Source organism: Aeromonas encheleia, assembly GCF_900637545.1.
Taxonomy (GTDB): Bacteria; Pseudomonadota; Gammaproteobacteria; order Enterobacterales; family Aeromonadaceae; genus Aeromonas; species Aeromonas encheleia.
This window is the reverse complement of record NZ_LR134376.1, coordinates 3,399,676-3,423,420: the sequence shown is the minus strand read 5'-3', so window position 1 is coordinate 3,423,420 and position 23,745 is coordinate 3,399,676. Positions and strand designations below refer to the sequence as shown.

Here is a 23,745-nt window from a genome sequence, read left to right as displayed (position 1 = left end):
CTAATGCAGGAATTGCGTTACATCTTGGTTGCCCTGGGCGGTATTGCCATTGCGGCATTGCTCATTCACGGGTTGTGGAGCAACAGAAAAAACCGTCAGGCACCGATCAAAGAGAAACCTCTGGGCCGGATGGATTCCAAGTCACGGGAACGTGACAATGATACGTTCGACAGCGATGGCATCGGCCAGGTGCGTGTGGTCAGTGGCGGGCGTCGTGCCGAGCCCAAGCTGCACAACGATGAGGCGCGCCAGCCTGAAGCGAGCCGCCGTGCTGCCGTCCCCGCCTTCGATGACGAAGACGAGGATGACGAGCTGCCACCGCCCGTGCGCAAGCCTGTCGCTCGCCCGGTGGCCCCCGCGCCCGTCTATGAAGATGACGAGGACGAGTATGAAGAGCCGCTCGCCGAGACCATGGAGGAAGCCCCTGCCGCCCCGGTGCGCAAGCCTGCTCAGGTAATCCGTCGTACCCCGGTGCACCGCTCCCGTCCCCAGCGCGAGCCCATGCTGCAGCCGCTGGACGAAGAGCCGCTGGTGGAGCCGGCCTACGCCACTGCGCCGACCTTCGGTGCCCGCGAGCCAGCCCCCGAACACAAACCCCGTTATGTTGCGCCTGAGCCAGCCTACGAAGAGCCGGTCTATGACGACGAGCCCCTCATGGCCGACCCTGTGCAGGAGCTGCCGCCGGTCGAGAAGATCTGGCAGGATGTCTATGTCATCAACCTGATGGCCCGCCCCGGTCACGATCTGCAGGGGGCGACGCTGCTCTCTTCCCTGCTGACGCTGGGCTTCAAGTTTGGCGAGATGGATATCTTCCACCGTCACGAGGATCTGGGTGGCAAGGGTGAAGTGCTGTTCTCCATGATCAACATGGTCAAGCCGGGCACCTTCAACCCCTACCGCATGGAGCAGTTCAGCACCCCGGGTGTCTCCCTGTTCATGCAGTTGCCCCTGCGCAGCAACGCGGCCTTCGCCTTCGAGCACATGCTGCAGGCGGCGGATCAACTGGCCAGCGACCTCGACGCCATGCTGACCGACGCCTCGCGCAGCCCCCTGAGCGACGACGACATCGCCCGTTACCGTCACGAGCTGGCGGCCTACGAGGCCAGTCGCGACTAAGGCGCCTGCGGGTCAATGACATCAAAAATGCGGTACCTGGGTGCCGCATTTTTGTTTGTGCGATTAACTTACTATTCCAACCACAGTCCGAGACTTCTCCATGAGCGAAATCCTCTCCCGCCACCGTCAACTGTGTGAGCTGCTGATCGAATATGGTCATCAGTACTATGTGCTGGACAATCCCACCGTGCCGGACGCCGAATACGATCGGCTGATGCGCGAATTGATTGCGCTGGAGGCCGAGCATCCCGAGTTGAAAACCCCGGCCTCACCCAGCGTGCGGGTCGGCGGCCAGCCGTTGTCTGCCTTCCGGCAGGTGCGCCACGAGATCCCCATGCTGAGTCTGGACAACGTGTTCAGCAGCGAGGAGCTGCAGGCCTTCGAGCAGCGCATGAGGGATAGGCTCAAGCGCGAGGTGATCTTTCAGTTTTGCTGCGAGCCCAAGCTGGATGGCCTGGCGGTCAGCCTGCTCTACGTGGAGGGCCAGCTGGTGCAGGCGGCGACCCGGGGCGATGGCGCCACCGGTGAGGAGATCACCGACAACGTGCGCACCATCAAGGCCATCCCGCTCACCCTGCGGGGCACGGGCTGGCCCGCCCGGCTGGAGGTGCGCGGCGAGGTATTCATGCCCAAGGCCGGTTTCGCGGCGATGAACGAGAAGGCGCTGGCCGCCGGCGAGAAGGTGTTCGTCAACCCGCGCAACGCCGCGGCAGGCAGCCTGCGCCAGCTCGATTCCCGCATCACCGCCAGCCGCCCCCTGAGCTTCTATGCCTACGGGGTCGGGGTGGGCGGCGAGCTGCTGGGGGATTCCCACTTCGGGCGGCTGTGCCAGCTCAAGGAGTGGGGCCTGCCCATGAGCGCCGAGGTGAAGCTCAAGGAGGGTGCCGCCGGCTGTCAGGCGTTCCATGACGACATCCTGGCTCGCCGTGGCGAGCTGCCCTACGAGATCGACGGCGTGGTCTACAAGGTCGACGCCATCCCCCTGCAGGAGGAGCTCGGCTTCGTGGCGCGCGCCCCACGCTGGGCCACAGCGCACAAGTTCCCGGCAGAGGAGGAGATGACCCTGCTGGAGAACGTCGAGTTCCAGGTCGGCCGCACCGGTGCCGTGACCCCGGTCGCCAAGCTCAAACCCGTGTTTGTCGGCGGCGTCACCGTCTCCAACGCCACCCTGCACAATGCCGACGAGATTGAACGCCTCGGCGTCATGATCGGCGACACCGTGATCGTGCGCCGGGCGGGGGACGTGATCCCGCAGATAGTGGCGGTGGTGGCGGCCCAGCGCCCTGCGGATGCCCGCGCCATCCTGTTCCCCACCCAGTGCCCTGTCTGTGGCTCGGCGGTGGAGCGGCTGGAGGGGGAGGTGGTGACCCGCTGCTCCGGCGGCCTGTTCTGCGAGGCGCAGCGCAAGGAGGCGATCAAGCACTTCGCCGCCCGTCGTGCCATGGACGTGGATGGCCTGGGGGACAAGATAGTGGAGCAGCTGGTGGACAAGGGGCTGGTGAAGACCCCGGCCGATCTGTTCAGCCTGACCGCCATCCAGCTCGCCGGGCTGGAGCGGATGGGGCCGAAATCCGCGCTCAACCTGGTGGCGGCCATCGATGCGGCGCGCAGCACCACACTGCCGCGCTTCCTGTTTGCCCTCGGCATCCGCGAGGTGGGGGAGGCGACCGCCCTCAACCTCGCCAACCACTTCCTCACCCTGGATGCCCTGCGCGCCGCCTCGGTGGAGCAGTTGCTCGAGGTGGCCGACGTGGGCGACATAGTGGCCAAGCATGTCTACTACTTCCTGCGCCAGCCCCACAACATCGAGGTGCTGGAGGCCCTGCTGGCGGCCGGTATCCACTGGCCGGCTATCGAGAAGAAGGCCGCCGCCGAGCAGCCCTTCGCCGGCAAGACCTTCGTGCTGACCGGCACCCTGACCACCCTGTCACGCAACGATGCCAAGGCGGCCTTGCAGGCGCTGGGGGCCAAGGTGGCGGGCTCGGTCTCCGCCAAGACCGACGTGCTGGTGGCCGGCGAAGCCGCAGGCTCCAAGCTCGCCAAGGCGCAGGAGCTCGGCATCACCGTCTGGACCGAAGAGGAGTTGCAGGCGGCGATCCAGCCTTGAGTCGAGGTGAATCACCGAACGACAAACCCGGCCATCAGGCCGGGTTTGTCGTTTCTGGGCTCACTCCAGCCATTGGGCCTTCTCCTGCCACTTGGGTGGCACCCTGAGTTGCCAGCGCGCCAGCTCCTCCCGGCTGAACACGTATTCACCGCGCAGGGCCGCCCGCGGGGAGAGGGACTCGGGGGTGGTGCCCGCCAGGATGGCGTTGACCAGCTCGGCGGCCTTCTCGCCCTGGGCATGGCCGTTGAGTACCAGGCCGCCGATGGCCCCGCCCTTGCCGACCGAGAACTCCCAGAAGGAGAACAGCGGCACCGGGCTATGCTGGCTGGTCCATGTCAGCACCTGTTTCTCGCTCACATGGACTCCCCGCTCATCGGTCAGGGTGTGGTAGAGGCCGATGAAGAGCGCCTCATAGCCGTTCTGCCGGCTGGCGAGCACCACCTCCTGCCAGCGCCGGTAGTCGTCGATCTGCTGGCTGTTGACCCTGGTCTGGCCGACCCGCTGCTCGTTTGGGGTCGTGAACTCATCCTCGATGGCGGTGCGCGATACCTCGCTCGCATCGAACAGCACCAGCGCCTTGCCCAGGCCCCCCATCAGCTGGCTCATCTCGCTGATGTTGCGCTTGAGCAGGGGGCGTTCCAGCACCCCGGTGATCTGGGGGTGGCCGACCAGCCCCTTGTGGCGGGGATTCTCGTTCATGCCGAGGAACACCACAGGGGTGCCCTGGGCCGCGATCGGCCGGGCGAGGGCGTTGATGGCATTGTCGTCGCCGAGCACCACCAGATCCGGCTTGAGTTGCCGGTAGGCACTCATCGCCCTGGCGGTGCTCTGCTCCACCTCCTGGCGGGGTTGGCGTTTGCTGTCCAGATAGAAGTGACTGAGGTGATGGGCGCCCTTGAGGTGCTCCTGCAGGCTGGTGTTGTAGCTCTGATCCCACAGGTTGGCGGGGTGATAGCTGCTGATCACCAATATCTCGGCGGCCCGGAGGGGGAGAGGGAGAAGGGCTAGCAGTAGCAACACCTTGGTCACGTTCATTTCCCGTTGGCAGGACACTGCACCCAGTATGTGCGCTTTGCCACTGGTATGCCTTCGTCAATTGTTGTCGGATGGCTACGCCATCCCCATAGGGGGGTGATCGGACGCCAGCCCGCCCCCCGTCTGGGGTGGCTTTAATGAGGCTCCTTTGGTGCTGGTTGTGAACTGCCCCACTCCTCTCAAAACCTGATGTGGATCAAGAAATGAGGCCGCGCTTTGGTGCCTAATAGACACCACATATAGGGACGCATTCATTAAAAACACCTATATGTTGTGTTGTTAAGCTGTGTACAAGCTGTTCTCTTCTCATCGTCAGCCCTGGCTTGTCAAGCCTCGGCTGCATTTATTTGCGCCCAGGACGAGGCGCGGGGAAGGGTACCAAACAAGGTAAGCCGAAGGCGATAGCCTGGCCTTTAAAACGGGGAAAACGCATGAAACCGGTTGTGATCAAACGTGATGGATGTCGCGCACCATTCGATGCCAAGCTGATTGCCGAGGCGGTGAGCCGAGCGGCGGCCGCGGTCAGCCAGGCCAATCCGGCGCTGGGCGAGCGGGTTGCCAGCGCCGTCAGCCTGGAGCTGGAAGGGCGGGGCGAGGTCGACATTCACGAGATCCAGAACCGGGTCGAGAACCATCTGATGGCCTCCGACGACAAGGCGATCGCCCGTGCCTACATCGAGTATCGCCACGACAGGGATCTGGCCCGCGAGGCGCGCGGTCGTCTGGCCCAGGAGATCCGCGGCCTGGTGGAGCAGACCAACGCGGCCCTGCTCAACGAGAACGCCAACAAGGATTCCAAGGTGATACCGACCCAGCGGGATCTGCTGGCCGGCATCGTCGCCAAGCACTACGCCACCAGCCACATGCTGCCCCGCGAGGTGGTGCAGGCCCATGAGCGCGGCGATCTGCACTTCCACGATCTCGACTACTCCCCCTTCTTCCCCATGTTCAACTGCATGCTGATTGACCTGCAGGGCATGCTGACCCACGGCTTCAAGATGGGCAACGCTGAGATCGACACCCCCAAGTCCATCAGCACCGCCACCGCCGTGACCGCCCAGATCATCGCTCAGGTGGCGAGCCACATCTATGGCGGTACCACCATCAACCGCATCGACGAGGTGCTGGCGCCCTATGTGACCATCAGCTGGCAGAAACACCGGGAGGTGGCCGAGGAGTGGGGCATCAGCGATGTGGACGCCTACGCCATGGCTCGCACCGAGAAGGAGTGTCACGACGCCTTCCAGTCGCTGGAGTACGAGGTCAACACCCTGCACACCGCCAACGGCCAGACCCCCTTCGTCACCTTCGGCTTCGGCCTCGGCGACAGCTGGGAATCCCGCCTCATCCAGCGCGCCATCCTCGGCAACCGCATCGCTGGCCTTGGCAAGAACAGGAAGACGGCGGTGTTTCCGAAGCTGGTGTTCGCCATCAAGGATGGCCTCAACCACAAGCCGGGGGATCCCAACTACGACATCAAGCGGCTGGCGCTGGAGTGCGCCTCCAAGCGCATGTACCCGGACATCCTCAACCATGATCAGGTGGTCAAGGTGACCGGCTCCTTCAAGACCCCCATGGGCTGCCGCTCCTTCCTCGGCGCCTACGAGGAGAATGGCGAGCTTGTCCACGAGGGGCGCAACAACATAGGGGTGGTGAGCCTCAACCTGCCGCGCATCGCCCTGAAGTCTCGCGATGAGGCGGACTTTTGGGACAAGCTGGATGCGGCGCTGCGGGTCGCCAAGCAGGCGCTGATGTATCGCATCGAGCGACTCGATGGCGTCAAGGCGCGGGTCGCCCCCATCCTCTACATGGAGGGCGCCTGCGGCGTGCGGCTCAAGGCCGACGACAACGTCAGCGAGATCTTTAAAAATGGCCGCGCCTCCATCTCCCTGGGCTACATAGGGGTGCACGAGACCATCAACGCCCTGTTCGGCACCGATACCCATCTGTTTGACAGCGAGGTACTGCGGGAGAAGGCCATCGCCATCATAGCGCGGCTCAAGGCGGCGACCGACGAGTGGAAAGAGGAGACCGGCTACGGCTTCAGCCTCTACTCCACCCCGAGCGAGAACCTCTGCACCCGCTTCTGCCGCATCGACGCCAAGGAGTTTGGCGTGGTGGCCGGGGTGACCGACAAGGGTTACTACACCAACAGCTTCCACCTCGACGTGGAGAAGCAGGTCAACCCCTACGACAAGCTGGACTTCGAGGCGGCCTATCCGCCCATCGCCAGCGGCGGCTTCATCTGCTACGGCGAGTACCCCAATATCCAGCACAACCTGGAGGCGCTGGAGAACGTCTGGGACTACAGCTATGACAGAGTGCCCTATTACGGCACCAACACCCCCATCGACGAGTGCTACGACTGCGGCTTCACCGGCGAGTTCGAGTGTACCTCCAAGGGCTTCACCTGCCCGCGCTGCGGCAACCACGATCCCGCCAAGGTGTCGGTGACCCGCCGGGTGTGCGGCTACCTCGGCAGCCCGGATGCGCGCCCCTTCAACGCGGGCAAGCAGGAAGAGGTCAAGCGCCGCGTCAAGCACATGTAAGACGAACGGCTGAGCGACGAGATGGCTCCTGATGAGGGAGCCATTTTTATTGGCGGATCTGGCGCCCGTGCAGGGGCCGAGGAGAGAGGATGCATTACCACCAGTACTACCCGGTCGATGTGATCAACGGCCCCGGCACCCGCGCCACCCTGTTCGTGGCGGGCTGCGAGCACCAGTGCCCCGGTTGCTACAACCAGGCCACCTGGCGGCTCGATGGGGGCAAGCCGTTCGACCAGGCCATGAGCGATCGCATCATCAATGATCTCAACGACAGCCGCATCAAGCGCCGTGGCCTGTCGCTCTCCGGCGGCGATCCGCTGCATCCGGCCAACGTACCGCAGGTACTGGCGCTGGTAAGGCGGGTGCGGGCCGAGTGCCCGGGCAAGGACATCTGGTGCTGGACCGGCTATCTGCTCGGCGAGCTGTCGGCAGCCCAGCGTGAGCTGGTGGCCCTGCTGGATGTGCTGGTCGACGGCAAGTTCGTGCGGGAGTTGGCGGATCCCGGCCTGCTCTGGCGTGGCAGCAGCAACCAGCAGATCCACGATCTCAACGCCTGGCGGGAGAGTATGGAAGAACGGATCCCCTGCGTGACGCTGACCGCAGCCAGCTGAACCCTGGCTCAACGCCAGGGAAGAAACGAGGGAAAGGATCCCCGTCGGGTTTGCAGTTGCAGGCAAGGCTGTTTATGGTTAGCCCATCCGAATCACGCGACATCTTTCATGAGGAACCATGAGATGAACAATCTGCTCAAGATCCTGCTGGCCATCTTCCTGCCCCCGGTCTGTGCCTTTATCCAGGTGGGTTTCAGCCTGCATTTCTTTCTCAACATAGTGTTGACCCTGCTCGGCGGCCTGCCCGGCATGGTGCACGCACTCTGGCTGGTGGTCAGCGACAAGCGTGCCTGACACCACGGCTCACGGATGAGCAAGCTGGGTGATAACGGAGTCAACCACTCGGGATTGGTCTGGTTGTAGGTGTTCAAACGGATACTTTTTCGTTAGGATGGGCGACTGACCGACAGGGGTGGTTCATGACGGCCTCTGAGCCCAGCAGAGAGAACAAGGAGTCTTGCATGAAATGGAAAGTCGCAGTCTGGTCAGGACTGGTGTTGGCGTTGTCGCAGGGGTGCTCATCCCGACCTGAGGCGGCACTCGATCGCGCACCTATAGTGATCCCGCTCGAGCAGTTGTCCCATTACTGGATCCAGGAGAACCAGCGTTCATTCTTCGGTGATGATGAACCGGTACGGCGGCCTGCCAAGCCGGTCAAGGGCTATGTGGAGGTGCGCTATCTGATCGACTCCAATGGCATGCCGACCAAGCCGGAAGTGGTGGCGGCAGAGCCACCCGGTGAACTGGAGCAGAGTGCGCTGGCGACCCTGTCCCGGATCCGCTACAGCCCGGCAGAGGGCAATCCGGATGCTCACCCGGTACAGGTGATCAACCGCTTCGAAATCGAGATCAACTGATCTCTGGGTGATAAAACAGACCCCGGCCAGGCCGGGGTCACTTTATTGTTGTTTACAGTCGTTGTAGAGGCTCTGCCACTCGCCATCCTTGTCGCGCATCTCCACGAAGCCCTCCTTCCCCTTGTTCCACCAGACCACCTCATGATCATCTGTATAGCGGGCACCGGAGGCGGAGACCGCCTGGGGCAGGGTGTAGTCCTTGCCGTTGGGCAGGGACAGCTTGATGAAATTCAGGCTCTCGTCCGAGAGCGAGAAGTAGCGCACCTGCACCTTCTGGTTCTGTTCACACAGATAGCTGACCGGATCGCCGCCAGTCACCCCCAGGCCGCCGGCACCGCGCTCGCAGCCGCCGAGCAGGGTCAGGGCACCCAGGCTCAGCAGGAATAGGTTGATCTGTTTCATGTTGTAGCTCCCCTTGGTGTCATATGGACTTGAGCCTAACAGCTTGAGCCAGCGTCGCAATCTCGAAGAGTGCTGACCGCGTCGGTATGTGTCCGGATGGATAGTCAGGCCGGCACTGGCTGGCGGATATCCGGTGTGGCGAGGGGACACATCATGGCGCGCTCCAGAATATCCAGGATGTCGCTGTCGATGGTCTCATCAAACTTGCGGGCGAACAGGTGATCGCTTTGCTGCAGGGCATCGGCGTCATGCACCGTGTAGTCGCGCGGGCGCAGCTTGATGTCGCCCATGGGGATCCAGTCGATGGCTCGCTTGTCATCGTTGACTATCTGGCCCTGATAGCTGGTGTTCATGATCACCGTCTGGAAGAAGCCCTCGTCGGCGATCAGGGTGTGGCGGTAGAAGGCCTTGAAGCGATCGACCTCGGGGCTGTGGCTGACGAACTCGCAGAAGGCCCGGCTCAGGATCATCCACTGATTGCCAATGTAGGGGGTCACCCCCTCCAGGTAGGGGCGAGTCTTCACCGGCTCGCACACCAATTCCCGGGCGGTCTCGGTCACATAGTGATCGATGCGGTGCAGGGTGTCCGGTCGGTGCTGGCGCTGATCCGCGACCTTGAGAAAATCCTTGCCCTTGTGATCGCGCAGGAAGTCGTGAATGTCGTGCTGGGAGCGCAGCGGGAAGTCCTGGGCGCTCAGATTGATGAAGAACTCCCACTCCTTGTTCTGCTCCAGCAGCGCCGCTATGCCGCGCAGCTCCGCATCCACCAGGCTGTAGCCGCCCCAGAGTGCATTCTTGCTGGGTAGCATGGCGGCGTTGGGGTAATCGGCAAGGAAGTCGGCGATCTCCTGTTGCAACTCGGGACCCGAGCGCTTGTCCACGTGGATCAGGTAGTGGTTGCTGTCGTGGTAAATCGCCTTGAACAGGCGCTTGAACTGGCCGGGATAGCGATGAACCAGAATGAGGTAGGCAATCATGGCAGGTGTCCTGTGTTGGCGGCAGGGCTGCGCCAAACAGAAAGTGCCTCAGGCGGATGGCTTGAAGCTGGTTCCCGTCGGGATGGCCGCTGTCGCAGTAAAAAAGAGTGGATAGCAGATAACAACAGTGAGAACAGGCTGCGGCAGGGAGGGATGCGCCTTATGGCATCGGGTCAATACAGCGGGTCCGGCGACGTCGGGTTGAGGGTGAGAGGTGGGCAAGGGCTGCCCTGGCTGGCGACTCTTTTGCATGACAAGCCTGTCATCAGGTGCAGAGCGCAATCGGCCGGTGAGTGAGGCGCCACAGTAGCACGGTTCGGGCCAGGTTCGTCATATATCGCCGGTGCCGCAGAAATACCATTCAATGGAGTCCACATTTGGCCTCGACATCCCGTCCGGCACCTCGCAGACGGAGTGCAGTCTCTCTTCCTCGGGCTATATCACAAGCCGTTGCCGCTATGCCCGGCCAGCGCACAGGACGCAAAAAAACGCCCCGGTAGGCATAGCGGGGCGAAAGGGAGCCATCCTTTGGCTGCAGAAAAGGGGTCAATAGCCGAAGCGGGTCGCCTCGAAGCGGTTGAGCAGGCGGTGAATGAGGTAGCAGGCCAGCAGGGTGACGACGATGGCAAACAGGATGCTGCTCACCCGGTACAGGGCGCTGAACACCAGATCGTTGCCCGGGGTCAGGTACTGGCCAAACAGGATGCCGAGGGTGGTGAGGGCGCCGAAGCCGACCCCGGAGCCGCTGGCCTCCTTCACATGGGCATGGCTGAACAGCATGGCGCCGAGCCAGAGCAGGGGGGCGACCAGCAGCAGCAAACCGGACCAGTCGTACAGCACCAGCTGACCGAGGATGCCGAAACTCACCCCGAGCAGGGTGCCCATGGCGCGCTTGCGGGCATAGCTGAGGGCACCGTCCCAGTGCATGGGGAACAGGACCAGCAGGGTGGTCGCCTGGGCGGACATGGAGTCGCGCAGATCGAACAGCTGGAATACCAGAAATGACAGGGTGGCGATGCTGGCACCGAGCAGCGCCTCGTGCCGCATCCGGTGCGGGGCCTTGGGAGAGGCGGCGGGTTTGGGCCGCTCCTCCACATCCGGGATCAGGGCCGTCATCAGGTAGGCGATGAGCACCGACAGGACGCTGGCCCACAGGTTGCTGAAGATCAGATCGTTCAGATCGGTCTGGGGGTAGCTGGCAAAGTGCAGCATGATGCTGAGGCTCAGCACGCCGTTGGCGCCAAACAGGAACAGGCTGCCGCGGGACATGGCGGCGAAACGGTAGAGGAACAGCAGGAAGACGATGGGGGTCATCAGGCCGGGATGGCCGCCGAACAGGCCGCCGAGCAGGCCGACCTCCAGCCCGCACATGGCGGCGGACGCGATAAGCTGGCGGGCGGCGTGACCGTTCATCACCGGTATCATCCCCAGCAGCAGCACCGGGGTGACGGTGAAGAAGACCCCGTTGCTCCAGCCGAAGATCTTGCAGAGCACGAAACCCAGGGTGCAGCCAAAGGCGATGCGCAGGCACTGGCGCAGCTCGTTGGCGGTGAGGGGCCTGTGCCACAGGTTCATGGCCGTCATCTCAGTAGATGTAGTGCAGCAGGCTGAGCAGGCGGATCTGGCCGCGTGCCAGCAGGGCGGTGAGGGCGTTGTCCGGCAGCAGCTGGACGGTGGCGCGAGCCCCGGCCGGCAGATGGGCGGGCAGCTGCTCGAGGGCCAGATGCAGGCGCAGGCGCTGGGCATCCCGCACCCAGCGATCCGATTCGATGGGGTTGGCCAAGAGGCCGTTGGCATCGAACTGGCCGGCGCTGACCCCGGCATCCAGGCTGGAGACCCGGGCGGCATAGAGGCGACCGGGCTCGCCGTCGAAGGCGATCAGGGCCTGGCTGCCGGGGCTGACATGGCGCAGGCTCTTCTCGCGAAAATCGGCGATCACGTCCACCTGCTCCGAGACCAGGGCCAGCAGGGGAGCCCCCGCGCTGGCCACGCTGCCCGGCTTGAGCTGCAGGTTGGTGATGATGCCATCCTGGCTCGCATGGACCTGGCTGTAGGTGAGGTTGAGCTCGGCCTGGGCGAGGCGGTTGCGCGCCTGGCGCAGCAGCAGGTTGTCGTCACCGGCCAGGCCACGATTGACCCTGGCCTGCTCCATGCGGGCCTGGCTGGCCAGCAGGTTGGCCCGGGCGGTGCGGGCGGCGCTGTCCGCGTCATCTTTCTGCTGCTCGGACACCATGTGGCGACGATAGAGGGCATCGATGCGCTCGGCCTCCCGCTGTTTCTGGGCGGTCTGGGTCTGTAGCGAGCTGTAGTCGGCGGCGGTGGCGTTCAGGGTCGCATCCAGCTGGCGATTCTGTTGCTCGGCCTGAGCCAGGGCGAGCCGGGCCTGCTCGACCGCGAGTTCGAACGGTGCGGGATCCAGCACGAACAGCAGATCTCCCTGTTTGACGTGCTGGTTGTTCGCCACCGCGACTTCGACCACCTTGCCGCTGACCTGGGGCGCCATCCTGGTGACGACCCGGGTGGCCATGGCCTGCGGGGTGAGCGGCATCTTGATGTCAGCCAGCAGGAAGTAGCCGAACACCAGGATGAAGCACAGGATGGACCACTTGATCCAGCGTTTGAATTGTTGATCCGGGGTCATCTTATTCTCTCTCTTCCTGCGGGGCGCCAATCTTACCGAGGGCATTGGCGGAAATGCGGTGCACTATCTCTTCAAACTGCGCCAGCTCCTGCTGGCTGATGCCGCTGAGCAGCTCATGGCGTATCCCCATGATGCGATCCTCGATCTGATCGAGCAGCGCCTTGCCCGCCGGGGTCAGGGTGACGATGCGGGCGCGCTTGTCCTGGCTGCAGCAGTGGCGCTCGATCAGGGCCTGCTCTTCCAGCTGACCCAGGGTGCGCATCAGGGAGGGCAGCTCTATCTCCAGCGCCTCGGCCAGGGTCTTCTGGCTGAGGTGGCCGCCGAGGCGGCTCAGCTTCCACAGCGCTGTCCAGCGCGGATGGGTGAGCCCAAGTGGGGCCAGCTCGATGTCGGCCACGGTGCGCCACAAGCGGTGCAGCCGCCCCAGTTGCTCGGCGAGGGACAACTCGCGCAACATCTCCAGATCCTTTTTCATGGCAGACACCTCATATACTTAGCCTGCTAAGCATTATATTTATTTAGCAGGCTAAGTAAAGCGTGATTCAGCTCACATTAAGGTTGCGGCGGCGAGAGGCACAAAAAAAGAGGCGGTGGCGAGGGCATTTGGCGGGGCCGGCGTCCGGTGCTGAATGGTGCTTAAGGTTTCAATGTTTTTATATGGCTTTGCAAGCCTGCTAACCGACAGCGCCGGGGGGGATCACTAGAGTAGCGCCACACCACACGCTGGAGCATAACAATGAAAAACCTCTCTACCCCCCAAGCACAAGCCAAGGTCGCCTGGAGCGACCAGCAGATCGCCGGCATGCCCATGATGATCTTCCTCGGGCTGGCCACCTGCGTCCTCTTCTCCGGCTGGAACGGCTCCCTGCCGCTCGGCATGGTCGGCGCCCTGGCGCTGATGTTCGTGCTCGGCACCCTGCTGACCGAGCTCGGCGAGCGCATCACCCCCATCCGCGAATACCTGGGGGGCGGCACCATACTCGCCATCTTCGGCGGCGCCGCGCTGTTTGAGTACCGGGTCCTGCCAATCGAGGCGGGTCAGGTGATCATCGGCTTCATGAAGGAGGGGGGCTTCCTCAACTTCTTCATCGCCAGCCTGGTGACCGGATCTGTGTTCGGCATGAGCGGCGCCCTGCTGAAAAACGCCGCCATGCGTTACCTGCCGGTGATCCTGGGGGGCGTGGCCCTGGCGCTGCTCAGCGTCGGCCTGGTTGGCTCCCTGCTGGGCTACGGCTTCAAGAACGCGGTGTTGCTCATCGGCCTGCCCATCATGGGTGGCGGCATGGGTGCCGGCGCCGTGCCGCTGGTGGAGATCCTCTCTGGCCCGCTGCAGATGTCCAGCGCCGATCTGCTGTCACGCATGGTGCCGGCGGTGGTGATCGCCAACACCCTGGCCATCCTGGTGGGCACCATGCTGGCCCGCCTCGGCCGTCGTTACCCCTCCCTGACCGGCAACGGCAAGCTGATGATCAAGGAGAGCGGCGAGAGCGTGGCCGACGAGAAGGTCCAGGCTCCGACCCTGGAGAGCCTCGGCCTCGGGCTCTTCATCAGCTCCAGCATGTTCGTGCTGGGCTCCCTGCTCGGCAACTTCATCCCCATGCACCCCTTCGCCCTGATGATACTGGCGGTGGCCATCATCAAGGTGAGCGGCGTGCTGCCGCGCCGCTACGAGCAGGCGGCTGCCGACTGGTACCAATTCGTGGTGAGCAACCTCACCCCCTCCCTGCTGGTGGGCATAGGCGTCGCCTACACCAGCATCCCCGAGCTTATCGGTGCCTTCTCGGTCAACTACTTCATCATGGTGCTGGTCACCGTCGTCGGCGGGGCCCTGGGGGCGGCCATCGTGGGGCGGATGATTGGCTTCTATCCCATAGAGGCGGCCATCACCGGCGGCCTGTGCATGGCCAACATGGGAGGCACCGGCGACGTGGCCGTGCTGTCGGCGGCCCAGCGCATGAAGCTGATGCCGTTTGCCCAGATCTCTTCCCGTCTCGGGGGGGCCGTGATGTTGATCCTGGCCACCCTGCTCATCTCGCTGCTGGCATAAAAGGAATCGACAATGAACGACATCATGATGGGCACCAGCTTGCCCTATGCCGAACGCAAGCGACAAGGCCTGATGGGGCGTATGCCCCACAAGGAGGAGTCACTCTCCCAGCAGCGCCGCCGCATCTACCGCCTGGTCTCGGCCATGCAGAGCCCCTTCGATCAGCACCTGCTGCTGCGCCAGCTGCAGGAGGACAACCCGGTGCTGTTCTACGATCTGGTGCGCCACCACCTGCCGGAGCTGCTGCCCATCATCTACACCCCTGTGGTGGGTGAGGCCTGCCAGCGGCACAGCGATCTCTACCTGCGCAGCCACGGTCTCTACCTCTCCTGGCACGACCGGGACGATCTCGACGACATCTTCGCCGCGGTGGAGCAGGAGGTGGATGTCATCGTCATCTCCGACGGTGAACGGGTGCTGGGGCTCGGCGATCTCGGCATCGGCGGCATGGGGATCTGCATCGGCAAGCTGGCGCTCTACTCCGCCGCCGGCGGCATCAACCCGGCGCGCACCCTGCCGCTGTGCGTGGATGTGGGCACCAACAACCCGGAGCTGCTGGAGGATGACTCCTACCTCGGCTGGCAGGCGCCACGGGTGGACGGGGAGCCTTACTACCACTTCATGGACAAGGTGGTGGCGGCCATTCGCCGGCGCTGGCCCCAGGTGGTGTTGCAGTTCGAGGACTTCGCCGGCAAGCACGCCGCCAACCTGCTGGCCCGCTATAGAGACGAGCTGTGCATGTTCAACGACGATATCCAGGGCACGGCGGCGGTCGCCTCCGCCTGCGTGCTGGCCGGCCTGCAGCAGGCCGGCAGCACCTTGGCACAGACCCCTGTGCTGATCGTCGGCGCGGGTTCGGCGGGCTGCGGCATCGCCGCCATGCTGGCCCAGCTGGCGGGCAACCCTGAGGGGGTGCAGCTGTTCGATCAGGACGGCCTGGTCTGCCTGGACAGAGCCAACCTGACGCCGTCCCAGCGGCCCTTCGCCCGCCCGGCGGAGGAGGCCTGCGCCTCCCTGCCCGAGCTCATAACGCGGCTGCGCCCCGGGGTGCTGATCGGGGTGAGCGGCCAGGGTGGCCTCTTCACCGAGCAGGTGCTCGGCGCCATGGGGGCGGTGTGCGAGCGGCCGGTGATACTGCCGCTCTCCAACCCGACCCGCAGCGCCGAGGCGACGCCGGCCCAGGTGTGGCAGGCCACCGCCGGGCGCGCCCTGCTCGCCACCGGCAGCCCCTTCGCCCCGGTCGAGGTGGCTGGGGAGGCGCGGGTGGTCTCCCAGTGCAACAACGTCTACGTCTTCCCCGGCATCGGCCTCGGTGCCTGCGCCGTCAAGGCGCGCCGCATCAGCGATGGCATGTTGCAGGCGGCGGTGCGGGCGGTGGGGGCCTATCCGCTGGCGGAGGGGCGGCTGCTGCCTCCCATCGAGCAGGTGGGGGAGGTGGCCCGCGCCGTGGCCAGGGCGGTGGCGCTCTGTGCCCGGGACGAGGGGCTTGCCGATTTCAGCGGCGATCCCGCGCCGCTTATTGACCAGACCTGGTGGCGCCCGCACTATTGGTCCGCCTCCTGACGCTGCAAGGTTAATCGATGAAACTGCGCCACCAACTGGTCACCCTCTCCCTCGGGCTGTCACTGCTGCTGATCGTGATCCTGGGGGGCCTGCTCGCCCTCTTCATCCGCCACCTGCTGGAGAGCAACCTGCAGGAGAAGGGCAGCGATCTGGCGCGGGTGCTGGCGGCGGACACCCGGGTGGTGCAGGCCCTGCAGCAGGGCAGCGATCCCGGCCTGCGCGACTATGTGCAGGGGATCTGCAGCCGCACCGATGCCGCCTACATGGTGGTGACCGACGAACATGCCCGCCGTTTGAGCCACCCGTCCCCCGAGCTGGTCGGCGGGACCTTCCGCGGCGAGGACATCTGGCCGGTGATCAATGAGCTGCGCAGCTATTGCTCCAAGGATGCGGGCACCCTCGGCCCGGCCATCCGCTGCTTCTCGCCGGTGATAGGGGCGGACGGGCGTGCCATAGGCGCGGTGGCGGTGGGCTACCTGATGCAGACGGTGGAGGGCATCTATCTGGAGAGGATCGCCCTGCTCATCAGCGCCATCGGCGCCGTGCTGGGCTGCGGCCTGCTGCTGGCGTTCTGGTTGCAGCACCGGCTGCGGCGCACCCTGCTGGATCTGGAGCCGGAGACCATAGTCAACCGCTTCGCCCAGCAGGACCTGGTGCTGGAGGGCATCTCGGAGGGGATAGTGGCCCTCGATGGCAACCATCGCATCAAGATGCTCAACAGCGCGGCCTTCTACCAGTTGCGGCTGCCGGGTACCGGCCGCCACGCCCTGCTGGGGCAATCCCTGGCCGAGCTGGCCCCCAGCCTGTTGCCGGCCCTGAACCAGCAGGGCGGGGTGAACTTCACCGTGCAGGGGGAGGCGTTCGTCGGCCACTGGCAGGATCTCAGCGGCCGCGAGCCGGGCCGTATGCTGATCTTCAGCCGACCGGATGGCACCGGCAGCCTGGGGATGCAGGTGACCCACCTGCGCCAGTATGCCGAGATGCTGCGGATCCAGACCCACGAGTTTGCCAACAAGCTGAGCAGCCTCTCCGGCCTGCTGCAGCTCGGCCACGTGGACGAGGCGGTGGAGCTGATCCAGCAGGAAAACGAGGCCTGCCAGACCATGCTGCAGGATCTGCTGCGCTCCATCGAGAACAAACCGGTGGCCGGGCTCATCCTCGGCAAGTTCAGCCGGGCGCGGGAGCTGGGGGTCGAGCTGGTGCTGGATCCCGGCTCGGCGCTCGGGGAGTACTCGGCCGAGATATCGGCGGATCTCATCACCTGCCTCGGCAACCTGCTGGACAACGGCATCCGCGCGGCCTGGGCCAACCGCCAGCAGTGCCCCCCCAGGGTGCTCCTCTCCGTCGACGACTTCGGGCGGCGGCTGGTGATCGAGGTGGAGGACAGCGGTGAGGGGGTGGACGAGGCGCTGGCGGATCACCTGTTCGACTACGGCGTCAGCCGCCAGATCGGCGATCACGGCGTAGGTCTCTTTCTGGTCAAGAAGACGGTGGCCCGCCGTGGGGGTGTGATAGAATGGCGACGCACCGCCGAGCAGACGACATTGTTCGGTATCTATTTGAATAAAAACCAATTGGTGTGAGCGATGAAGCCAATTTTCACTCTTGTTATCGAGGATGACGAGCGGATCGGCGCCATCCTGGCCGAGCTGATCTCCTCGACCGCGGGTTACTCCCTGCTGGGCCGGGCAGAGAGCCTGGCCCAGGCCGATCTCATGATGCGCGCCACCGAGCCCCAGCTGCTGGTGGTGGATATCTCCCTGCCGGATGGCTCCGGCCTGGAGTGGGTGAGCCGGCTGCGCAGCCACAATCGCGAGGTCTATGTGGTCATGGTGACCGCCTCCTGCGACGTGGAGACCATACAGCAGGCCCTCAACCTGGGGGTGCAGGATTACATCATCAAGCCGCTGCGGTTGTTTCGCATCCAGCAGAGCCTGGACGAGATCCTGACCCTGCACCGGCGCCTGTGCGAGCGCGGCCTGCTGGAGCAGAGCGATCTCGACCGCCTGATGGGCAAGGGCCGCATTCAGCCGCGGGAGGTGCGCGACACCCCCAAGGGCATAGATGCCATCACCCTGCGCCAGGTGCTGGAGCTACTGGCGGGGGAGCCGGACCAGGCCTTCTCCACCGATACGGTGGCGCTGCGCCTGTCGCTCAGCCGCACCACGGCGCGCCGTTACCTGGAGTTTCTGGAGTCCGAAGACAAGCTGGATGTGGATCTCAACTACGGCCAGCGCGGCCGCCCCGAGCGGCGTTATCACTGGCGCCGCCCCGGTTGAGGCGAGCAGGATAAACAACAAGGGAGCCTCGGCTCCCTTGTTGTTTATCTGTACCCGGCACCCTTGGTGTGGCCGGGGATCAGGCCCCTTCCAGCTGGGGCGCGCGCCGTCTTGGCTTGAACTGGGAACACATGACCCCCCCCAGGATCAGGCCGCCGCCGAGCAGGTGATAGCCGTGGATGGGCTCCCCCAGACTGGTGACCGCGATCATGGCGGTGAACAGCGGGATCAGGTTCATGAACACCGAGGTGCGCTCAGGTCCGAGGCTGGCCAGGCCGCGCATCCAGCAGTAGGCCGCCAGCAGGGAGGAGGCCAGCCCGGCGAACAGCACCATGCTCCAGCCTTCCCGCGGCACCGCCAGCGAGTCGGCGCTGAGGGCGACCGGGATGAGCAGCAGCACCGCCAGCAGGATCTGCACATAGAGGTTGAGCCAGGGGCCGAACGGCAGCTGCCAGCGGCGGATCAGCAGGCCATAGAGCGCATAGCTGGCCGCCCCCAGCAGCATCATGCCATCCCCCGGGTTGATGCCGTTATGCAGCAGCGCCAGGGGCTGACCCTGACTCAGCAGCCAGAACACCCCGAACAGGGAGACGCTCATGCCCCCCAGCGCCTGCTTGCCGGGCCGCTGGCCGAAGAAGCAGGCGCCGATCAGCAGGGTGAGCAGCGGCAGCAATGAGCCGATCACCCCCATGTTGGTGGCCGAGGTGCTGTGGGCGGCGTAGTAGGCCAGACACTGGTAGAGCACCATGCCGAGCAGGGAGAGCACCAGCAGCTTGCCGAGCCAGAGGCGGACCTCGGCGCGGCGGCGCCACAGCTGCGGCAGGCAGAAGGGGGAGAGCGCTAGGGCGGCGAGCACCCAGCGGTAGAACGAGATGGCGGCGGGATCGACGACACCGGCCGCGGCCTTGGAGACCACGGTGTTGGTGGCCCAGATCAGCACCGCCATCAGGGGGAACAGGAGGGGGGAGAAGATACGCATTAAAGACTCCTTAGCATCAGGCCATCAGTCTACTATTGTCTTTTTGTTGGCAAGTAACGTAAAACTGACAATCTATCCCGCAGAAAGGACAACCCATGCAGCCGCGTCCCCATCAGCGCCAGGATGCCGAACTGGCCGAGCCCAATCCGCTCTACCTGCGCTATCAGCAGATCCAGGCCGACAGCGCCTGCGCCTCCCACAGCCACCCCTGGGGTCAGCTCAGCATGATAAGCCTGGGGGTGATGGAGATAGTGCTGGACGAGCAGCGGCTGCTGGCCCCGGCGGATTACCTCATCTGGGTGCCGGCCGGGCTGGAGCACGCCTCCTACAACCAGCAGGCCCTCGACTACACCTCCATCTACGTCAACGACAGCCTGGCCGCCCGGCTACCCACGGAGCCCAGGCTGCTGGAGATGACGCCGCTGATCCGGGCCATGCTGGCGGATTTCTGCGATAGGCGGCTGGGGCACATGGAGGACGAGTGGGACAGGCGCCAGGCCGAGCTGCTGGTGGAGAAACTGAGCCGGACCCGCTGCCAGGAGAGCTACCTGCCGATGAGCCAGGACAAGCTGCTGGCCCCCATGCTGGCGGCCCTGCGCAGCGATCCCGCCGATCCCCGTACCCTGGCCCAGTGGGCCGAGCAGCTGCACAGCACCGAGCGCACCCTGGCCCGGCGCTGCGTGCGCGAGCTCGGCATGAACTTCGGTCAGTGGCGGGCCCGGCTGCGGCTGCTCAAGGCGCTGGCCTGGCTCAAGGGGGAGCTGCCCATTCAGGAGATTGGCTGGCGGCTCGGCTACGGCTCCACCTCGGCCTTCATCGCCATGTTCAACCGGGAGCTGGGCTGCTCCCCCCAGCGTTATCGTCAGCAGCTAGCCCAGCCAGGGGGCTGAGCCCTGGCTGGCGTCAGTCGGGATGAGATCGACGGATAAAGGGAGGGCGCCCTAAGGCGCCCTTGTCTGTTGAGATGAGCGACTGCCTGGCTAGAAGAAGCCGAGCGGGTTGATGTCGTGGCTCACCAGCAGGTTCTTGGTGTTCTGGTAGTGATCCAGCATCATCTTGTGGGTCTCGCGGCCGATCCCCGACTTCTTGTAACCGCCGAAGGCGGCGTGGGCCGGATAGGCGTGGTAGCAGTTGACCCAGACCCGACCGGCCTGGATGCCGCGGCCCATGCGCCAGGCCAGGTTGCTGTCCCGAGTCCACAGACCCGCCCCCAGCCCGTACTGGGTGTCGTTGGCGATGGCCAGCGCCTCCGCCTCGTCCTTGAAGGTGGTGACCCCGAGCGCCGGGCCGAAGATCTCCTCCTGGAACACCCGCATCTTGTTCTGACCGTGGAAGATGGTGGGCTGGATGTAGAAGCCCCCCTCCAGCCCGCTCACCCTGGCGGCGTTGCCGCCGATCAGCATCCTGGCCCCCTCGTTCCGGCCTATCGCCATGTAGCTCAGGATCTTGTCGTACTGCTCGCGGGAGACCTGGGCCCCCACCTGGGTCGCGGTGTCGAGCGGGTTGCCCTGCACTATGGCACGGGTGCGGGCCAGCACCCGCTCCATGAAATCGTCGTAGATCTTCTCGTGCACCAGGGCGCGGGAGGGGCAGGTGCACACCTCGCCCTGGTTGAAGAAGGTCATCAGCATGCCCTCCACCGCCTTGTCGATGTACTGGCTCTCGTGGCTCATCACATCGTCAAAATAGATGTTGGGAGACTTGCCGCCCAGCTCGACGGTGGAGGGGATCATCTTGTCGGCGGCGCAGCGCAGTATATGGGCACCGATCTCGGTCGAACCGGTGAAGGCGAGCTTCTGGATGCGATCGCTGGTGGCCAGCGCCTGGCCCGCCTCGGCACCGAAGCCGTTGACCACGTTGACCACGCCGGGGGGCAGTATGTCCTTGATGAGATCCATCAGCAGCATGATGGTGACCGGGGTCTGCTCGGCGGGCTTGAGCACGCTGCAGCAACCGGCCGCCAGCACAGGCGCCAGCTTCCAGGTCGCCATCAGCAGCGGGAAGTTCCAGGGGATGATCTGGCCGACCACCCCGATGGGCTCCTTGAAGTGGTAGCTGACGGTGTTCTGATCCAGCTCGGCGGCCGAGCCCTCCTGGGCGCGGATGCAGCCGGCGAAGTAGCGGAAGTGATCCACCACCAGCGGCAGATCGGCGGCCAGGGTCTCGCGCACCGCCTTGCCGTTCTCCCAGGTCTCGGCGACGGCGAGCCGCTCTATGTTCTGCTCGATGCGATCGGCGATGCGCAGCAGCAGGTTGCTGCGTTCGGTGACGCTGGTCTTGCTCCAGCTGGCAAAGGCCTTGTGGGCGGCATCCAGCGCCAGTTCGATGTCGGCGGCGTCGGAGCGGGCCACCTCGCAGAACACCTTGCCATCCACCGGCGAGATGTTCTCAAAGTAGCGGCCGGCGCGGGGGGCGACCCAGTCGCCACCGATGAAGTTGTCGTAACGGGACTTGAAGCTGACCAGGGCACCTGCCTGGCCGGGGGCGGTATAAATCATCTCGACGTCCTTATGTGTGTGGTCCTGATCGGTTGTGCCTGGGCACTCCGGCTGTCATGCCTGTTCCCTGACGCAGTCACCCATCAGCTATCGCAAGGGTCATGCCAGAGGGTCTGACCAGCAGGATAAAAGTTACAAAAACGTTATCAAGCGGGGTGTGGCGTCGTATCTTGATTAACCAGTGAGCCCGGTGGCGGCGTCCAGCCTGTGCCGTTTCTGGACAGTGACCGCGACACTGTGCCCTTTATGAACAGGAGGCGTGATGATCGAGTTACCCCAATTTGCCGGCCCCATCCAACGCTCCTGGCAGCGCTGCCTGCATCAGGGGCTCAGCCGCCAGCAGAGCACCGAGCTGGACTTGCTGCCCCAGGGGGAGCTGTCGGCCCGGCTGGAGGCGAGCCAGGGGCTCGTTGCCTGCTTCCAGCGTTTCGTGTTGCCACTGTTTGCCCAGCTGCTGGCCGGGCGACCCTGCCGGCTGCTGTTGTGTGACGCCGAGGGGGCCATCCTGGCCGCCAGCGGCGACGATGGCTTCGCCCGTCACGCCGAGCGCATCTTCTTGCGCAGCGGCGCCCGCTGGGGGGAGGCGAGCAAGGGCACCAACGCCATCGGCACCGCGCTGGCCGAACAGAGCGAGGTGCAGGTGCTGGGGGCCCAGCACTTCTTCGCCCAGCACAGCTTCCTCAGCTGCAGCGCCAGCCCGCTGCTCGGGCCGGACGGCAGTCTGCTCGGGGTGCTCGACATCTCCACCGATGCGGCGCACCACGACGGCGACATGCTGGGCACGGTGCGGCTGCTGGCCATGACGCTCGAGAACGCCTTGCTGGCCCGCCAGCCGGGCTGGCTGGTGGATCTGGAGCCCCAGAGCCTCTGGTCCGCCCGGCTGCTGCTGGGGGAGGCGGGGGAACTGCTCGGCGCGAACCGGGCCGGGCGACTCTGGCTCGGCCAGTACCCCTTCGATGGGCAACAACTGCTGCGCGAGCGCCGTGGCCTGCGGCTGGCGCCCGAACCCGCGCCCGTCGTGGCGCCTCGTCAGGACGCGGCATCGGTGCCGCTCAAGATGCTGGAGCGGGGCATCTCCCTGCTCGTCGAGGGGGAGACCGGCAGCGGCAAGGAACACCTGGTGCGCATCCTGCACCGCCAGTCGAGCCGACGGGACAAGGCGCTGCTGTGCGTCAACTGCGGCGCCCTGCCGGCGGAGCTGGTGGAGGCCGAGCTGTTTGGCTACGTGGGCGGGGCCTTCAGCGGCGCCCGCAGCCAGGGCAGTCAGGGCTATCTGCGCGCCGCCCACGGCGGCATCCTGATGCTGGACGAGATCGGCGAGCTGCCGCTGTCGGCCCAGACCCGCTTGCTGCGGGTGTTGCAGGAGCGCGCCGTCACCCCGGTTGGCAGCCACAGACCCGAGCCGGTGGACTTCTGGCTGGTCAGCGCCAGCCACCGGGATCTGGCCGCCATGGTGCAGGCCGGCACCTTTCGCGAGGATCTCTACTACCGCATCTGCGGCTGGCGCCAGTCACTTGCGCCGCTGCGGGCGCGACCGCTGGCCGAGCGCAGGGCCCTGATCCTGCACCTGCTGCGGGAGATGGATCCCGCGTTGCGGCTCGATGAGGCCGCCGAGCGCCAGCTGCTGGCCCACTCCCTGCCCGGCAACGTGCGTCAGCTCAAGCAGGTGCTGGAGGTGGCCTGCGTGCTGGCGGAGGGGCTGGGCAACATCCTGCCCTCGCACCTGCATCTGCCCGAGGAGCAGACGCTGTCGCGAGCCCAGTGTGTGGGGGAGGCCGTCACCCTGAGGGAGCAAAACCGGCTGCGGGTGCAGCAGACCCTGGCGGCGTGTGACGGCAACGTGAGCGAGGCGGCGCGCCGACTCGGCATCAGCCGCACCACCCTCTACCGGACGCTGCGAGCGGGCGGCTGAGGGCGCTATCGCTTCCTGCCCGCCTTGTGTACTATGGGGCGCAAGACGATTTCTCTTTATTTTTCCGTAGCATGGAGTGCTCTGTGGTAAAGATATCAAGACGTTGGCCCGCTCCCTCCCACCCCGAGCATGGATCTGATTCCGAACGGAACTCAAGCAGGGTTATCCCTGC

20 protein-coding genes are annotated in these 23,745 nt (G+C 65.0%); 12 read left to right on the top strand and 8 right to left on the bottom strand.

The window, feature by feature from the left end:
* Window positions 1-3: 3 nt before the first annotated feature.
* Window positions 4-1,116: a cell division protein ZipA gene (gene zipA, locus EL255_RS15775; protein WP_042654022.1), complete on the top strand. Its 1,113-nt coding sequence runs from the start codon at window positions 4-6 to the stop codon at window positions 1,114-1,116.
* A gap of 100 nt (window positions 1,117-1,216) precedes the next feature.
* Window positions 1,217-3,223, top strand: a complete 2,007-nt coding sequence (ligA, locus tag EL255_RS15770) for an NAD-dependent DNA ligase LigA (protein WP_042654021.1) — start codon at window positions 1,217-1,219, stop codon at window positions 3,221-3,223.
* A 60-nt stretch (window positions 3,224-3,283) separates the two neighbouring features.
* Here the strand turns inward: ligA and EL255_RS15765 are convergent, their stop codons facing one another.
* Window positions 3,284-4,258 (bottom strand): ABC transporter substrate-binding protein, encoded by a 975-nt coding sequence (locus EL255_RS15765; RefSeq protein ID WP_042654020.1) that lies wholly within the window; start codon window positions 4,256-4,258, stop codon window positions 3,284-3,286.
* A 431-nt stretch (window positions 4,259-4,689) separates the two neighbouring features.
* On the opposite strand from EL255_RS15765, the gene nrdD reads away from it, so the two are divergent.
* From nrdD to EL255_RS15745, 4 genes are all read left to right on the top strand, one after another.
* The gene (gene nrdD / locus EL255_RS15760; RefSeq protein WP_042654019.1) at window positions 4,690-6,807 is read left to right on the top strand and encodes an anaerobic ribonucleoside-triphosphate reductase; all 2,118 of its coding nucleotides are present in this window, start codon (window positions 4,690-4,692) and stop codon (window positions 6,805-6,807) included.
* A gap of 89 nt (window positions 6,808-6,896) precedes the next feature.
* Window positions 6,897-7,418, top strand: a complete 522-nt coding sequence (gene nrdG / locus EL255_RS15755) for an anaerobic ribonucleoside-triphosphate reductase-activating protein (RefSeq protein ID WP_042654018.1) — start codon at window positions 6,897-6,899, stop codon at window positions 7,416-7,418.
* Window positions 7,419-7,541: 123 nt separating this feature from the next.
* Window positions 7,542-7,712, top strand: a complete 171-nt coding sequence (locus tag EL255_RS15750; protein ID WP_042654017.1) for a YqaE/Pmp3 family membrane protein — start codon at window positions 7,542-7,544, stop codon at window positions 7,710-7,712.
* Between the two features lie 167 nt (window positions 7,713-7,879).
* Entirely contained in the window at window positions 7,880-8,275 is a 396-nt protein-coding gene (locus EL255_RS15745; RefSeq protein ID WP_042654016.1) for an energy transducer TonB, read from the top strand.
* Window positions 8,276-8,317: 42 nt separating this feature from the next.
* Here the strand turns inward: EL255_RS15745 and EL255_RS15740 are convergent, their stop codons facing one another.
* From EL255_RS15740 to slyA, 5 genes are all read right to left on the bottom strand, one after another.
* Window positions 8,318-8,677, bottom strand: a complete 360-nt coding sequence (locus EL255_RS15740) for an MliC family protein (RefSeq protein ID WP_042654015.1) — start codon at window positions 8,675-8,677, stop codon at window positions 8,318-8,320.
* Window positions 8,678-8,781: 104 nt separating this feature from the next.
* Window positions 8,782-9,654, bottom strand: coding sequence for a beta-1,6-N-acetylglucosaminyltransferase (locus tag EL255_RS15735; protein WP_052445697.1), 873 nt, complete (start codon window positions 9,652-9,654; stop codon window positions 8,782-8,784).
* Window positions 9,655-10,200: 546 nt separating this feature from the next.
* Window positions 10,201-11,229, bottom strand: coding sequence for a DUF2955 domain-containing protein (locus EL255_RS15730; protein ID WP_042654312.1), 1,029 nt, complete (start codon window positions 11,227-11,229; stop codon window positions 10,201-10,203).
* A gap of 10 nt (window positions 11,230-11,239) precedes the next feature.
* Window positions 11,240-12,295: an HlyD family secretion protein gene (locus EL255_RS15725; RefSeq protein ID WP_042654013.1), complete on the bottom strand. Its 1,056-nt coding sequence runs from the start codon at window positions 12,293-12,295 to the stop codon at window positions 11,240-11,242.
* Between the two features lies 1 nt (window position 12,296).
* Window positions 12,297-12,770, bottom strand: coding sequence for a transcriptional regulator SlyA (gene slyA, locus EL255_RS15720; protein ID WP_042654012.1), 474 nt, complete (start codon window positions 12,768-12,770; stop codon window positions 12,297-12,299).
* Between the two features lie 261 nt (window positions 12,771-13,031).
* On the opposite strand from slyA, the gene EL255_RS15715 reads away from it, so the two are divergent.
* From EL255_RS15715 to EL255_RS15700, 4 genes are read left to right on the top strand one after another with little or no spacing between them, the layout of a single operon-like run.
* A complete protein-coding gene (locus EL255_RS15715) occupies window positions 13,032-14,342 on the top strand; it encodes a 2-hydroxycarboxylate transporter family protein (RefSeq protein ID WP_042654011.1) in 1,311 nt (436 codons plus the stop codon).
* Window positions 14,343-14,354: 12 nt separating this feature from the next.
* Window positions 14,355-15,905, top strand: coding sequence for an NAD-dependent malic enzyme (locus tag EL255_RS15710; protein ID WP_042654010.1), 1,551 nt, complete (start codon window positions 14,355-14,357; stop codon window positions 15,903-15,905).
* Window positions 15,906-15,922: 17 nt separating this feature from the next.
* A complete protein-coding gene (locus EL255_RS15705; RefSeq protein WP_042654009.1) occupies window positions 15,923-17,488 on the top strand; it encodes an ATP-binding protein in 1,566 nt (521 codons plus the stop codon).
* 3 nt (window positions 17,489-17,491) lie between these two features.
* Window positions 17,492-18,184, top strand: coding sequence for a response regulator (locus tag EL255_RS15700; protein ID WP_042654008.1), 693 nt, complete (start codon window positions 17,492-17,494; stop codon window positions 18,182-18,184).
* A gap of 79 nt (window positions 18,185-18,263) precedes the next feature.
* Here EL255_RS15700 and EL255_RS15695 read toward each other — a convergent pair whose 3' ends face one another.
* On the bottom strand, window positions 18,264-19,163 hold the full coding sequence (locus EL255_RS15695) for a DMT family transporter (RefSeq protein WP_042654007.1): 900 nt from the start codon (window positions 19,161-19,163) through the stop codon (window positions 18,264-18,266).
* A 95-nt stretch (window positions 19,164-19,258) separates the two neighbouring features.
* Here EL255_RS15695 and EL255_RS15690 point away from each other — a divergent pair, with 95 nt between their 5' ends.
* Complete coding sequence (locus tag EL255_RS15690) at window positions 19,259-20,053, top strand: AraC family transcriptional regulator (RefSeq protein ID WP_042654006.1); 795 nt, start codon at window positions 19,259-19,261, stop codon at window positions 20,051-20,053.
* 90 nt (window positions 20,054-20,143) lie between these two features.
* On the opposite strand, the gene exaC is transcribed toward EL255_RS15690, so the two are convergent.
* On the bottom strand, window positions 20,144-21,661 hold the full coding sequence (gene exaC, locus EL255_RS15685; protein ID WP_042654005.1) for an acetaldehyde dehydrogenase ExaC: 1,518 nt from the start codon (window positions 21,659-21,661) through the stop codon (window positions 20,144-20,146).
* A gap of 262 nt (window positions 21,662-21,923) precedes the next feature.
* Between exaC and EL255_RS15680 the strand changes: the two genes are divergently transcribed.
* Window positions 21,924-23,573 (top strand): sigma-54-dependent Fis family transcriptional regulator, encoded by a 1,650-nt coding sequence (locus EL255_RS15680; protein ID WP_042654004.1) that lies wholly within the window; start codon window positions 21,924-21,926, stop codon window positions 23,571-23,573.
* Window positions 23,574-23,745: the final 172 nt, after the last annotated feature.